This window comes from Chryseobacterium pyrolae, from assembly GCF_025153485.1.
Taxonomy (GTDB): domain Bacteria; phylum Bacteroidota; class Bacteroidia; order Flavobacteriales; family Weeksellaceae; genus Chryseobacterium; species Chryseobacterium antibioticum.
In genome coordinates, this window is record NZ_JANZQH010000003.1 from 42,172 (window position 1) to 54,302 (window position 12,131).

Annotated in this window: 12 protein-coding genes; 4 read left to right on the top strand and 8 right to left on the bottom strand. The window is 37.0% G+C overall.

Going from position 1 to position 12,131, the window contains the following annotated elements:
• Nucleotides 1-48 precede the first annotated feature (48 nt).
• Together NZD88_RS06985 and NZD88_RS06990 are read right to left on the bottom strand one after the other, a co-directional pair.
• Nucleotides 49-936 carry a hypothetical protein gene (locus NZD88_RS06985; RefSeq protein ID WP_259828415.1) on the bottom strand — a complete coding sequence of 296 codons (888 nt, stop codon included), beginning with the start codon at nucleotides 934-936 and terminating at the stop codon, nucleotides 49-51.
• A 107-nt stretch (nucleotides 937-1,043) separates the two neighbouring features.
• Nucleotides 1,044-4,391 carry a methylmalonyl-CoA mutase family protein gene (locus tag NZD88_RS06990; RefSeq protein WP_259828416.1) on the bottom strand — a complete coding sequence of 1,116 codons (3,348 nt, stop codon included), beginning with the start codon at nucleotides 4,389-4,391 and terminating at the stop codon, nucleotides 1,044-1,046.
• A 185-nt stretch (nucleotides 4,392-4,576) separates the two neighbouring features.
• Here NZD88_RS06990 and NZD88_RS06995 point away from each other — a divergent pair, with 185 nt between their 5' ends.
• Nucleotides 4,577-4,909: a hypothetical protein gene (locus tag NZD88_RS06995; protein ID WP_259828417.1), complete on the top strand. Its 333-nt coding sequence runs from the start codon at nucleotides 4,577-4,579 to the stop codon at nucleotides 4,907-4,909.
• Here NZD88_RS06995 and NZD88_RS07000 read toward each other — a convergent pair.
• Nucleotides 4,906-6,024, bottom strand: a complete 1,119-nt coding sequence (locus NZD88_RS07000; protein WP_259828418.1) for a DUF3667 domain-containing protein — start codon at nucleotides 6,022-6,024, stop codon at nucleotides 4,906-4,908. The two genes, NZD88_RS06995 and NZD88_RS07000, sit on opposite strands and share 4 nt — an antisense overlap.
• Nucleotides 6,025-6,369: 345 nt before the next feature.
• Here NZD88_RS07000 and rplM point away from each other — a divergent pair, with 345 nt between their 5' ends.
• From rplM to rpsB, 3 genes are all read left to right on the top strand, one after another.
• The gene (gene rplM / locus NZD88_RS07005; RefSeq protein WP_034706094.1) at nucleotides 6,370-6,825 is read left to right on the top strand and encodes a 50S ribosomal protein L13; all 456 of its coding nucleotides are present in this window, start codon (nucleotides 6,370-6,372) and stop codon (nucleotides 6,823-6,825) included.
• Between the two features lie 6 nt (nucleotides 6,826-6,831).
• Nucleotides 6,832-7,218, top strand: coding sequence for a 30S ribosomal protein S9 (gene rpsI / locus NZD88_RS07010; RefSeq protein WP_042722891.1), 387 nt, complete (start codon nucleotides 6,832-6,834; stop codon nucleotides 7,216-7,218).
• A gap of 182 nt (nucleotides 7,219-7,400) precedes the next feature.
• Nucleotides 7,401-8,162 (top strand): 30S ribosomal protein S2, encoded by a 762-nt coding sequence (gene rpsB, locus NZD88_RS07015; RefSeq protein WP_169233020.1) that lies wholly within the window; start codon nucleotides 7,401-7,403, stop codon nucleotides 8,160-8,162.
• Between the two features lie 182 nt (nucleotides 8,163-8,344).
• Here rpsB and NZD88_RS07020 read toward each other — a convergent pair whose 3' ends face one another.
• From NZD88_RS07020 to NZD88_RS07040, 5 genes are all read right to left on the bottom strand, one after another.
• On the bottom strand, nucleotides 8,345-8,779 hold the full coding sequence (locus NZD88_RS07020; protein WP_259828419.1) for a DUF6759 domain-containing protein: 435 nt from the start codon (nucleotides 8,777-8,779) through the stop codon (nucleotides 8,345-8,347).
• A 5-nt stretch (nucleotides 8,780-8,784) separates the two neighbouring features.
• Nucleotides 8,785-9,483, bottom strand: a complete 699-nt coding sequence (locus NZD88_RS07025) for a DUF6759 domain-containing protein (protein ID WP_259828420.1) — start codon at nucleotides 9,481-9,483, stop codon at nucleotides 8,785-8,787.
• A 21-nt stretch (nucleotides 9,484-9,504) separates the two neighbouring features.
• Nucleotides 9,505-10,182, bottom strand: a complete 678-nt coding sequence (gene trmB / locus NZD88_RS07030) for a tRNA (guanosine(46)-N7)-methyltransferase TrmB (RefSeq protein ID WP_259828421.1) — start codon at nucleotides 10,180-10,182, stop codon at nucleotides 9,505-9,507.
• Between the two features lie 98 nt (nucleotides 10,183-10,280).
• On the bottom strand, nucleotides 10,281-11,054 hold the full coding sequence (locus NZD88_RS07035; RefSeq protein WP_259828422.1) for a DUF6759 domain-containing protein: 774 nt from the start codon (nucleotides 11,052-11,054) through the stop codon (nucleotides 10,281-10,283).
• A gap of 203 nt (nucleotides 11,055-11,257) precedes the next feature.
• On the bottom strand, nucleotides 11,258-12,046 hold the full coding sequence (locus NZD88_RS07040; RefSeq protein ID WP_185194843.1) for a hypothetical protein: 789 nt from the start codon (nucleotides 12,044-12,046) through the stop codon (nucleotides 11,258-11,260).
• Between the last annotated feature and the right edge of the window lie 85 nt (nucleotides 12,047-12,131).

Here is a 12,131-nt window from a genome sequence, read left to right on the forward strand (position 1 = left end):
TCAAAGCTGGTTTGCGATGAAGTTCCGTTTTACTATTTTTTAATTGAATTAATCATTTCTGCGATATGAAACCACAATTCCATCTTCCAGGTCATATTCTTTTCCTAAAAGCTCTTCAGCAAAGATTTCGGATAAAAAATAGGAGTCAATGTCCTTATTTTTTTTGTTTTTTTCATATTCTTCTTTGGAAATTTCCTCTCCATCCAGAAAGTATAAGGTGTTTCTGTTCTTCGGGTTAAATTCTACTTTCTTTGCTTCATTCATATTCAGGATTAAAGCTGAATGTTCTTTTATTCTTCTATTATTGACCGAAAAGTAGAACTGATTGTGTTCTACATCTTTATAATTGTAATTGGGTGCAGTTTCAACTACGAAGATATTTTGGAAACTGAGATTATCTTCGGGAATACTAATGTTGTCGTAATGACCCTCAGAGCTGTATTTTTTTGAAAGGGTAAGAAGGCTGATGGTATAGTTTCCTAAAGCACTTTTATCACTTGAAAATTTAATATTTATTGTTTTGTTTACCGGGGTATAATAAGAGTCCCTGTCAGAATCATCATCAGAACGTTGTGCATAAACGATGAGTCCATCTAAGACTTCATTCCTTAAAGTGTCACTTATTTTTTGCTGTGCATTGAGATTGGATGAAAACATAGCAGCAAGAAAAACTCCGCCGGCTATTTTTCTAAAGGGAAATTCAAAGAAATTATAAGTTGTTTTTGTTTTTTCTTCTGTAAAATATAATCTTGAAGCCTGTATTCTTCCGCATACAGATTCATTTGATTTTAATATTGATTTAATTTCCTCATCTGTTTTATCGGTGAGATCATGTACTTTTTTTGAACAAAGATCACAGAAACTTCCTCCGCTAATCTCTTGCATATTTTCACGGCCTACAGAACATGGTTCTTTAATTTGAAATTCTTTTTTCATCATGGTCAACTTTAGAATAAAAATACAAAAAAAACCTCAAATAAATTTTCTTTGAGGTTTGATTTATAATTTAAAACAGTAGTATAAACTGTCTGCCCGACACGGGCTTACATATTTCTTCTGTACTTACCACCCACTTCAAATAGAGCGTTGGTGATCTGTCCAAGAGAACAGTATTTCACCGCATCCATCATCACGGCAAATAAGTTCTGCTGGTTGATGGCCGCATACTGTAGCTTTCTAAGAGCTTCCTCAGATTTATCTTCGTTTGATTTCTGGAAATTATGAAGCGTTTCAATCTGAACCTGCTTTTCTTCTTCAGTAGAACGGATCACTTCTCCCGGACGAACCGTTGGCGAACCGTCTTTTCCAAGGAAAGTATTCACCCCGATGATAGGATATTCTCCTGTATGCTTCAACCATTCGTAATGCATAGATTCTTCCTGGATCTTAGAACGCTGGTACATGGTTTCCATAGCACCAAGAACACCGCCTCTTTCCGTAATTCTGTCGAATTCTGTATAGACAGCTTCTTCCACAAGATCCGTTAATTCTTCAATAATGAATGAACCTTGTAATGGATTTTCGTTTTTGGCTAACCCTAATTCCTTATTGATAATTAGCTGAATTGCCATTGCTCTTCTTACAGACTGCTCAGTAGGAGTGGTGATGGCTTCGTCATACGCATTCGTGTGAAGAGAATTACAGTTATCATAAATAGCATAAAGCGCCTGAAGGGTCGTTCTGATATCGTTGAAATCAATTTCCTGAGCGTGAAGCGAACGTCCTGAAGTCTGGATGTGGTATTTCAACATCTGGCTTCTTTCGTCTGCTCCATATTTTAATTTCATAGCTTTTGCCCAGATTCTTCTGGCTACACGCCCGATCACTGAATATTCAGGGTCGATACCGTTAGAGAAGAAGAAAGATAAATTCGGAGCAAAATCATTGATATCCATTCCACGGCTCAGATAATATTCCACATAAGTGAAACCGTTGGCCAAAGTAAACGCCAGCTGGGAAACCGGATTGGCACCAGCTTCAGCAATATGATACCCTGAAATCGATACGGAATAGAAGTTTCTTACTTTTTCTGTAATGAAGAACTCCTGAACGTCACCCATCAGTCTTAAAGCAAATTCAGTAGAGAAAATACAGGTATTTTGAGCCTGATCTTCTTTTAAAATGTCTGCCTGAACCGTACCACGAACCGTAGCAATTGTTTTAGCCTTAATTTCTGCGTAAGCTTCAGCAGGAATAACTTCATCTCCTGTGATTCCTAATAGTTTTAATCCTAAACCATTATTGGAAGGAGGTAATTCTCCGTTATATTTAGGTCTTTCTAAGCCTCTGTCATCAAATTTTGCTTTTAAAACAGCTTCAACTTTAGACTCAAGCTTGTTTTCAGCAATATATTTTTCAACATTCTGATCAATGGCAGCATTCATAAAGAAAGCCAGCAACATTGGAGCAGGTCCGTTGATGGTCATAGAAACCGAAGTCATCGCATTCACCAAGTCAAAACCTGAATACAGCTTTTTAGCATCATCTAATGTGGCAATAGAAACCCCTGCATTTCCAATTTTACCGTAAATATCCGGTGGTAAAGCAGGATCCTGACCATATAATGTTACAGAGTCAAACGCTGTTGACAAACGTTTGGCATCCATTTCTGCAGACACATAGTGGAATCTTCTGTTGGTTCTTTCCGGACCTCCTTCTCCTGCAAACATCCTTGTGGGATCTTCACCGGTTCTTTTGAACGGATAAATTCCCGCTGTATAAGGGAAGCCTCCCGGAAGATTTTCCTGGCCTTTCCACTTGATCAGGTCACCCCAGTCCTTATATTTTGGTAAAGAAATTTTAGGAATTCTTAAGTGCGATAAAGATTCTGTTGAAGTCTCAACTTTGATCTCTTTTCCACGTACAAAATAGGAATAAAACTCAGCTTTGAAAGCGTCTTTCGTGTCATCCCATGTTTTCAGGAAGTCGATATTCTCCTGCTGAAGGTCTTTTTCAGCTTTTTGGTATTCAGCGTCTAAAACTTCATTAGTAAGGAAGCTTTTCACGCCTTCTATATGGTACATTTTTCTGGCTAATGCAGCCTGTTTTTCAACGTTAGCATCGTATTGTCTGTTGTTTTCAACAATTTCAGATAAATAACGAACTCTTTTTGGAGGAATAATTGTTACTTCTTCGGTAATTTCCTGTTCAACAAAACCTTGCAGATTTAATGCTGAGAATTTTTCATTTACTTTTTCGATCAGTCTGTTGAATAACTCAGTGGTTCCATGATCGTTGAACTGAGATGCTTTTGTTGCATAAACCGGCATGTCATCCAATGGACTTTCCCACAACAAATGGTTTCTCTGGAACTGTTTTTTTACAGCCTGAAGTGCATCCAAAGCACCACGTTTGTCAGATTTATTTAAAGCAACCAAATCTGCATAATCCAACATATCGATTTTTTCCAGCTGAGTAGAAGCTCCATATTCAGGAGTCATTACGTACATGGAAACATCTGCAAAATCTGAAACTTCTGAACCGGATTGCCCGATACCCGAAGTTTCCAGAATGATCACATCCGGATGAGCCAGTTTCAAGACATTCAACGCAGAATGGATGAAAGGCGAAACGGAAACGTTATTCTCCCTCGTCGCCATCGAACGCATATACACTCTTGGATCATTGATCGCGTTCATACGGATTCTGTCTCCCAAAAGGGCTCCTCCGGTTTTCTTTTTCGAAGGGTCAATTGAGATGATAGCAATTTTTTTATCAGTATTGGAACGTAAGAAACGTCTTACCAATTCGTCTGTTAATGAAGATTTTCCAGCACCACCAGTACCTGTGATACCGATAATTGGAATATTTAAGTCTTTCGATTTTTCGTCAATGGCTTTTACCAGTTCCGGCTTTTCGTCTGAAAAGTTTTCTACCGCAGAAATGATTTTCGCAATGCTGGTAGAGTTTTCAAAACTAATTAAATCCAGATCATCTGCTGTTACTTCTTTTCCTGTGGCGAAATCTGATCTTTTAACCAAGTCATCGATCATTCCCTGTAAACCAAGTTCACGGCCGTCATCCGGAGAATAAATCCTGTCGATTCCATAAGACATGATATCTTCAATTTCCTCAGGCAGAATTACACCGCCACCGCCACCGAAAATCTTGATTTGCGGAGAGTTTTTCTCTCTTAAAAGGTCGTAGATATATTTAAAATATTCGTTGTGACCTCCCTGATATGAGGTTAAAGCAATAGCATTGGCATCTTCCTGGATCGCTGTGTTAACAACTTCCTCTGCTGATTTGTCGTGGCCAAGGTGGATGACTTCACATCCTGTTCCCTGGATCACACGGCGCATGATATTAATCGCAGCATCGTGCCCGTCAAATAATGACGCCGCAGTTACGATTCTCACTTTGTGAGTTGGAGTATATTTTTGGGTTTCCATAAAAAATCTAGAAAATTTCTGAATTTTCAAATATAATAATAAAATAAGAACCTTTTGGTTTTGTTTAATGAATTGATTATAAGAAAGTTGTTTGTATGTGACAGGTTGTTATTTCCCCAACTTAACAATCATTCGTTTAATAATGACAAGTAAATTCTCTATTTTTGTACCATAATATATATAGTATGAAAAAGGCTTTGATGTACTTTGCGTTAGGAACGGTTCTTAGTTTCCTGATCAATTATTTTTTTTACAGTTCTACGAATATCGGTCTTGATATATGTTATGCACTGGCTTTTGGGATTGCGTGGGGAATTGCTTATTATCTGGATACCCCCAATTTCACACTGCCACAAAAATTAGGTATTTCTTTTGTGGCAATGGGAGTTTTGGTATTGATAGGAACATTTTTATTTAGCCTGGAGCTGGCGATTCCTTCCATACTTAAGTTTTCTACCGTTTTTGTAGCGTATTACTTAATTGCAAGTTTCAGAGCAAACAAATCTCTGCGCCGTTAATGCAGAAACAGAAAGCTGATGATTCCTAAGCCCATCAATAAGAAGCTGAATAACATGGTGTTGATGACAAACAGGATGGCACCAACTATAATCGTAAGAGCGGGATGGGTTCTGTATGTTCTGTAATGAGCTATAAAAAAGTAGCATCCTGCATAGACAATAGCTGATGTAATAATGAGACCCTTCATTGCCGATGCCAAAGTACTCCCATCAAAATAGCTCAACAGTTTAGTCACTACAAAAAGTAACAGTATAAGAAGCAGTAAAAAGGAAAAATAATGGAGTGTAAAAACACCATGGTCAAAGTACCACCATTTTCTTTTACTGTGGAATATCCATAACAGAAAAGCAAACAAAGGAAGGTACAGGAAAAGGGCTTTCGGTAAATTGTGAATAGAACTCTTTATAAACATATCGGTAATTTCACTTGGAGCATGACCTTTTTTTTCCAGTTCAAAGATCTTCGCAAGAAATGGGCGGAATAGTTCGTATTTGTGTCCGTTTTTTTCTTCTTTCCTGTCAAAATCAGCCATAGATTGTAATTCAAGAGATTGTGTAATGCTTTTGCTTTTAAGGATTTTCTCGACGTCTACATCATTGTTTTTAAGCTGGGCTTCGTTTCCTGTTTTGGTAGAGTCAAGGGCTTGGGTCAGGGCGCCGCCTGTAAGAGAATCAGCAATGGCAATATCCTTAGAATCTTTAATGAGCTTCCGGACAGATTCATTTTCAGAAACTTTTTTTTGAATTTCTTTCTTGGTGATTTCCCCTGTTTCTACTCCTTGTTTTCCAAAATCTACATCTGCTATCTGGAATGAAATAAATAGAAACGTTATAAAACTGATGAAAATATAGAGTTTCACAGGAGGTACGAATTGTGCTCTTTTTCCCTCTAGATAAATCTTGGTGAGTTTTCCCGGCTTAAAAAGCAGATTTTTCATCGTTCCCCAGAATTGTCCGTCATAATGGGTGAAATCTTCAAAAAAGTGAGTGAAGAGATAATAAAAAGGATGACGGCTTTCGATGTTTTCCTGTCCGCAGTGTGGGCAGAATCTTTCTTCAACCTCATGCCCGCAGTTCAGGCAGGTTTTATCTTCTCTTGGTTTTCCGTGGCTCATGGATCGTATGGTTTTGGCGCAAATATAAATATTTCGCGATATAAAATAATAGATCGATAAGCTTTTAGGGATATGTTTTAAGAAAAGTTAATAAAGAAAGAGTTTAGGAATAAAACTCTTTCTTTTATCACTTGTGTTTTTAGAATCTTCTAAATGTTTTTTTTCATCGGTCATTCATTTTACAAGTTCTGTGCCAAAAAGGCAGTGTAGTTAAATCTATTAAAGAAAAGGTAAAACAGGAGGCTTGTATAGATTAAATAAAATATGTTTTCGGGTTACGAAAATTATTTGTACCTTTGCACACCCTTTTAGGGGAAAATTATGTTTAATCTTTAACTAAAACGTGTGAATACATTAAGTTACAAAACTGTTTCAGCGAACAAAGCTACTGCTAATAAAGAATGGGTTGTGGTAGACGCTGAAGGACAGCCGTTAGGAAGACTAGCTTCTACGGTTGCAAAGATTTTGAGAGGTAAGCACAAAACGAACTTTACACCTCACGTAGATTGTGGTGATAACGTTATCGTTTTGAATGCTGGGAAAATTACGCTTTCCGGAAATAAGTGGGCTGATAAGACTTACATCTGGCATACAGGTTACCCTGGTGGACAGAAGTCTATGACTGCGGCTGAACTTCAGAAGAAAGATTCTTTAAAAGTATTGGAAAAATCTGTAAAAGGTATGTTACCAAAAAATAGATTAGGATCTGCTTTATTAAAGAACCTTTATTTATATGAAGGAACTGAGCACAAACATGAAGCTCAACAGCCTAAAACAATTAATGTTAACGAATTTAAATAATTAATTATGTCTATAGTTCACAAAATCGGAAGAAGAAAAACTTCTGTAGCGAGAGTTTATGTAAGACCAGGTTCTGGTAACATTACAGTAAACGGTAAAGATGCTGCAACTTATTTCTCTACAGACGTTATGGTTTATAAATTGAACCAGCCGTTTATCCTTTCTGAGACTGTTGGTCAGTATGACGTTACCGTAAATGTTTTCGGTGGTGGAAATACAGGTCAGGCAGAAGCTATCAGATTAGGTATTTCAAGAGCTTTATGCGAAATCAATGCTGAATTCAGATTAGCTTTGAAACCTGCTGGTTTACTTACGAGAGATGCAAGAATGGTGGAAAGAAAGAAGCCAGGTCAGAAAAAAGCAAGAAAGAGATTCCAATTCTCAAAACGTTAATTTTCAGACTTCAGATACAAGGTTTCAGATTTCAGAATTTTTTTGGTCTGTTATCTTATGTCTAAAATCTATTTATCAAAACAAAAAATTGCCCGTTACGTTTAGCATCCAAACGCTTCTCCCATCTAAAGAAGTCGTTGATTGCATAAGAAGCGGAAAGTAAACTAACAAAAACAGAAAACATGGCAAAAGCAAATGTAAAAGACCTTTTAGAGGCTGGCGTACACTTCGGTCACATGACTAGAAAGTGGAATCCAAATATGGCTCCATACATTTTTATGGAGAAAAACGGTATTCACATTGTAGACTTACATAAAACAGCAGTTAAATTAGATGAGGCTTGTAGTGCTTTAGAAAAATTAACTTCTGCAGGTAAAAAAGTTCTTTTCGTAGCGACTAAGAAGCAAGCGAAAGAAGTGGTTGCAAAACACGCTTCTGAACTTAATATGCCTTATATTACAGAAAGATGGCCGGGAGGTATGTTAACGAATTTCGTTACAATCAGAAAGGCTGTAAAGAAAATGAACCATATCGACAAAATGAAAAAAGACGGTACGTTCGAAACTTTATCTAAAAAAGAAAGATTACAGGTAGACAGACAAAGAGCTAACTTAGAGAAAAACTTAGGTTCTATCTCTGACATGGTTCGTCTTCCTTCTGCGATCTTCGTTGTAGATATTATGAGAGAACATATCGCTGTAACTGAAGCTAAGAAATTAGGTATTCCAGTTTTCGGGATTGTTGATACAAACTCTGATCCAAGAAAAGTTGACTTCGTTATCCCAGGAAACGATGATGCTTCTAAGTCTATTGATATGATCTTGAACATTGTTTCTGATTCTATCAAAGAAGGTCAGACTCAAAGAAAAGCTGATAAAGAAAAATCTAAAGAAGAAGGAGAAAAAGTATCTGCTGAAACAGATGCTGATTTCGATGCTGAATAATTAAAGATTTTCTTTAATATAGGAAAAACGCTGGATCTTGTCCAGCGTTTTTTTATTTGTAACCTGGTATGGAATTTTGTATTTCTGTATCCTATCGAATGATAAATCAGGAATCATTTTTTTAGATTGAACCTGCAATATCCCTATAAAATAAAACCCGCTTTATAAAAGCGGGTTTCTATTTAATTACTAATTTTAATAGCATATGACGTTGAAATAAATTTCGTAGACTGATAAGATGAATTACAAAGCATCCCCGATAGTCTGTAATTTTGGTTTTTGGGAACCATGGTATAGCCAACCTTGCCAGAGGCTATGGGGATCTTTTTAAAAAAGCCGCTGCTGCTTACGGTGAGAACCATGTTACAAGGTGATTTATTCTCTACGGAAATGGATGTTCTGGGATTCATAGGAGAATCATCATTAAGAAGATCAGTTAAGACTTCTGCCGTTTCGGGCTTGTACGTTTTGAGAAGCTCCGTATATTCTCTTTCGGTGTTGGCCGCAGAAGTCCCGGAAGCTGAGGGATAAGTGGTTCTTATTGGATAATTACCATAGTTTACATTACAGCTTATAAGACTCAATGAAATCACAGAGAAAACGAAAAGCTTTTTCATACCAGTTATTTTTTCGATCTTTTCTTTTTTGAAGGCTTTACGGGAGCCGCCTCTTTGTTATCTTTTACCGGATCTTTATCCGTTTCAGGTTTAGGTGCACCCGGATTTTCAATCACTACAAATATACTTTTTTTTATGTCTTTTTGAGAAGAGTACTTTACATCACAGACATTACTATTCAGGGTATAAGAGCCTTTGTTGAGGATGATAAAATTCTCACCATGTGCAGGAACAGCCAGATTATGGAAGTCTTTTCCTTCAATTCTCAGAATGATATTGCAATCTGAATTATTTCTAAACAGAAGAACAGCCTCTTTTCTTGTAATATCTTCATCAAACATAGCGTTGAGAAGCTTTACTGTTTTTTCTTTGTGCTGGTCAGAGGTTTCAGCAATTAGTTTTTTAAATTCTTCCGCATCGTTGGAATTTGAATTCCTCATAAACCTGTCCGGAATATCGGTGATCACAGGCCTTGCTTCCATAGGTTTGGCGGTCTGGGCACCTTTTGTCCATTCAGAGTTCTTCAGGGCAATAAGTTTAGGCTTCAGAACACTTCTTTTGGGGTCTTCAGGATGTGCATTCTTAAGATATTCTTCAATTTCTTTAATATTGACGCTTTTTAAGATGTCTTTTTGTTTTTTCTGCGCAGAAGCAGAACCCGCAATCAGGAGCAGGAAGAGGAGGGTCGTTAAAGTTTTTTTCATCAGTTTGTTGTTTTTACTTCATTAGCTTATCCGGAATTTAATATAAGTGATTGTTTTTCCTTTAGCTGAAAAAAGTTCTTCGTAATAGGTTTTTATATCTCTCAGGTGTTCTGTATTGGGATCATATTCAGGGGCACCATAGATGTCATGATGAGCGGTAATTATTTCATAACCTGCTCCTTGCAAATAGCCTAAAGTATAGCCGTGAAGAAACTCTGAATCCGTTTTTAAGTGGATGATTCCACTTGGTTTCAGGAATTTTTTGTATCGTTCTAAAAAGTCAGGATGGGTCAATCTGTGCTTTGTACGCTTGTATTTAATCTGGGGATCAGGGAAAGTAATCCAGATTTCATCAACTTCATTTTCAGCAAAAAAATGATCTACAAGTTCGATCTGTGTTCTCAGGAACGCCACATTATTCATGCCGTTATCCACAGCTTCTTTAGCTCCGAACCAGAATCTGGCTCCCTTAATATCTATTCCAATGAAGTTTTTTTCAGGGAACGCCTTGGCCAGTCCTACAGAATATTCTCCTTTTCCACAGCCCAATTCCAGTACGATTGGATTATCATTTTTAAAGAAATCTTTTCTCCAGTTTCCTTTCAGGGGAATACCGCTTAAAGCTTCTTCTCTTGTAGGTTGGATAACATTTGGTAAAATCTTGTTTTCAGCGAATCTTGCTAATTTATTTTTGCCCATCGAGTCATTTATAAAATCCCGCAAAAATAGCGAATTTTACATAGACTACCTTGTCTTTTAAACATAAAAGACATGTATTGAGTGTATTTATATCCGGCTTATGGGGTTGCAGAACTTCCCAAGGTTACCAGAATCGCTTTTTCAATTGTTTTTTGCGAAGCATACTGTGCTCCGCAGACCAGACTGGTGAAAAGATACTGGCCTTTCTCTATAACGATGGAGCTTTCGCCGTGGGCAGGAACAGCCAGCCTGTATTTGGTGGTTCCAACGCCTTCCATCCTTACAATGATATTACAGTCGGATTTATTCTGGATAAGAATGATGCTTTCCTTGCTGTTGGGGTCGTTGTCGAAAAGGGAGTTCAATATTTTTACGGTTTTGTTCTTGTGCTCTACCGGATTTACGGCCATCAGCAGATTGAATTCTTCGGCTTCTGCATTGGGAACTGCAGCGTTCGCAGCGGTATTGACCACGAAAGTATTTTGGGCCGTGCTTGGCGTATAGACTACCGTGGATTGTTTCGCTGCAAGTTCTGCTTTGTATTTCGCGATCTGTTTTTGCTTGATAATGGCATTCATTTCATCAAAACTGATCTTTGTAGACGGTCTTCTTTTCAGGAGTGCAAGCATTTCCTGCATGTCTTTTACTTTCTGATCAGCAGGATGAGCCTCTTTAATATATTGCGTCATCATCTCCATCACACGGGGCTTTAGTACAGACCTGCGGGGATCTTCAGGGTGCGCATCTCTTAAGAAAGCATTGATCTCGTAGATATTCTTACTTTTTAAAATATTGCTATAGTCTTTTCCCTTTTTCTGGGCAGACAGGCTAAAAAATAGAATAGAAGCAAAAAGTAAAAGTAATTTTTTCATTGACAAATAGTAAGTAAGGGGTTGGTTTTCTCTCTTAATTTGTTTTTGGCCAATTAGTTTTCTTTATAATAACGATACACTGCTATTTTTATTTTAAACACTTAATTGTGATATGAAATTAAGCATATTTTAAACAAAAAAAGAAATGTATACTATAAATTTTAAATTGTATACATTTCTTTAAAGATTTTTATGTCATAAAATTATTTAATGACCTCCTGAAGATTTGAGGTTTTAAGCCTTTTCTGGTAAATTGGAAGATATTTTTCGATAGGAATTTTTATGGCTTCAAAATTACCGGCCAGTACATACGCTTCAATATTTTCTGACGTATAGACAAACTGAAGGAAATTATCGATCAGGTTTTCCGGAACCTTAAACTTCGTGAAATAATCTTTTCCAAGATAATTTTTGATTTGTGCCACAGAATTATTCATCCTCTCGTAGGCCATATAACGCTGTTTTTTCTTTCTGTCTCCAGAAAGGATGTCATAGATGCTTTCTAAGCTGAAAGTAAGTCCACCGTCCCTTAATCCGGCAACAGGAAGCTCGGGAGATGTTCCATCACCTTTAGGCTCAGGTAACCCGATTACTTTTTTTATCGCCAGTGCTTTATCTACTTTTCGTATAGAATTGACATCATACCTAAGGTTTCCGGTAGGCTTGAAGCGGGTAAGTACAATTTCCTGGATCTCGTAATAGGCAATTTTTAATTCAATTAAATTTTTCTGCTGCATCATCTGAGGGGTCAGCTTTACATCCTTTCGTTCCGTAACAATAGAAGTAAAACGGATCACGTCGCCTGGAGCTGCAGGAATATTATAAGTACCGTTATAATCGGTAAGTACGGTTTTCTGGGTATTCAGATTGGTTACATAAACCTGGTTGAGATACAAAATTGAGTTATCTCTTAAAAATACCTCTCCGTTGTATATCTGTGCACTGACTTTGGCTAGAAAAATCAGCATTAAAAGGGTAATTAACTTCTTCATATAATTAGGGCAAAATTACGTAGAAATACAGCAATTTATACCGATTAAGATAATCATCTCAGGTTAAAGTTATATTAAACTTTAA

What these genes read in the sequence shown, in the direction of transcription:
- NZD88_RS07035 (WP_259828422.1), bottom strand. Translation starts at nt 11,054, where the DNA reads ATGAAAAAATTACTTTTACTTTTTGCTTCTATTCTATTTTTTAGCCTG.
- NZD88_RS06985 (WP_259828415.1), bottom strand. Translation starts at nt 936, where the DNA reads ATGAAAAAAGAATTTCAAATTAAAGAACCATGTTCTGTAGGCCGTGAA.
- NZD88_RS06990 (WP_259828416.1), bottom strand. Translation starts at nt 4,391, where the DNA reads ATGGAAACCCAAAAATATACTCCAACTCACAAAGTGAGAATCGTAACT.
- NZD88_RS07040 (WP_185194843.1), bottom strand. Translation starts at nt 12,046, where the DNA reads ATGAAGAAGTTAATTACCCTTTTAATGCTGATTTTTCTAGCCAAAGTC.
- NZD88_RS07025 (WP_259828420.1), bottom strand. Translation starts at nt 9,483, where the DNA reads ATGAAAAAAACTTTAACGACCCTCCTCTTCCTGCTCCTGATTGCGGGT.
- NZD88_RS07020 (WP_259828419.1), bottom strand. Translation starts at nt 8,779, where the DNA reads ATGAAAAAGCTTTTCGTTTTCTCTGTGATTTCATTGAGTCTTATAAGC.
- NZD88_RS06995 (WP_259828417.1), top strand. Translation starts at nt 4,577, where the DNA reads ATGAAAAAGGCTTTGATGTACTTTGCGTTAGGAACGGTTCTTAGTTTC.
- trmB (WP_259828421.1), bottom strand. Translation starts at nt 10,182, where the DNA reads ATGGGCAAAAATAAATTAGCAAGATTCGCTGAAAACAAGATTTTACCA.
- rpsI (WP_042722891.1), top strand. Translation starts at nt 6,832, where the DNA reads ATGTCTATAGTTCACAAAATCGGAAGAAGAAAAACTTCTGTAGCGAGA.
- rpsB (WP_169233020.1), top strand. Translation starts at nt 7,401, where the DNA reads ATGGCAAAAGCAAATGTAAAAGACCTTTTAGAGGCTGGCGTACACTTC.
- NZD88_RS07000 (WP_259828418.1), bottom strand. Translation starts at nt 6,024, where the DNA reads ATGAGCCACGGAAAACCAAGAGAAGATAAAACCTGCCTGAACTGCGGG.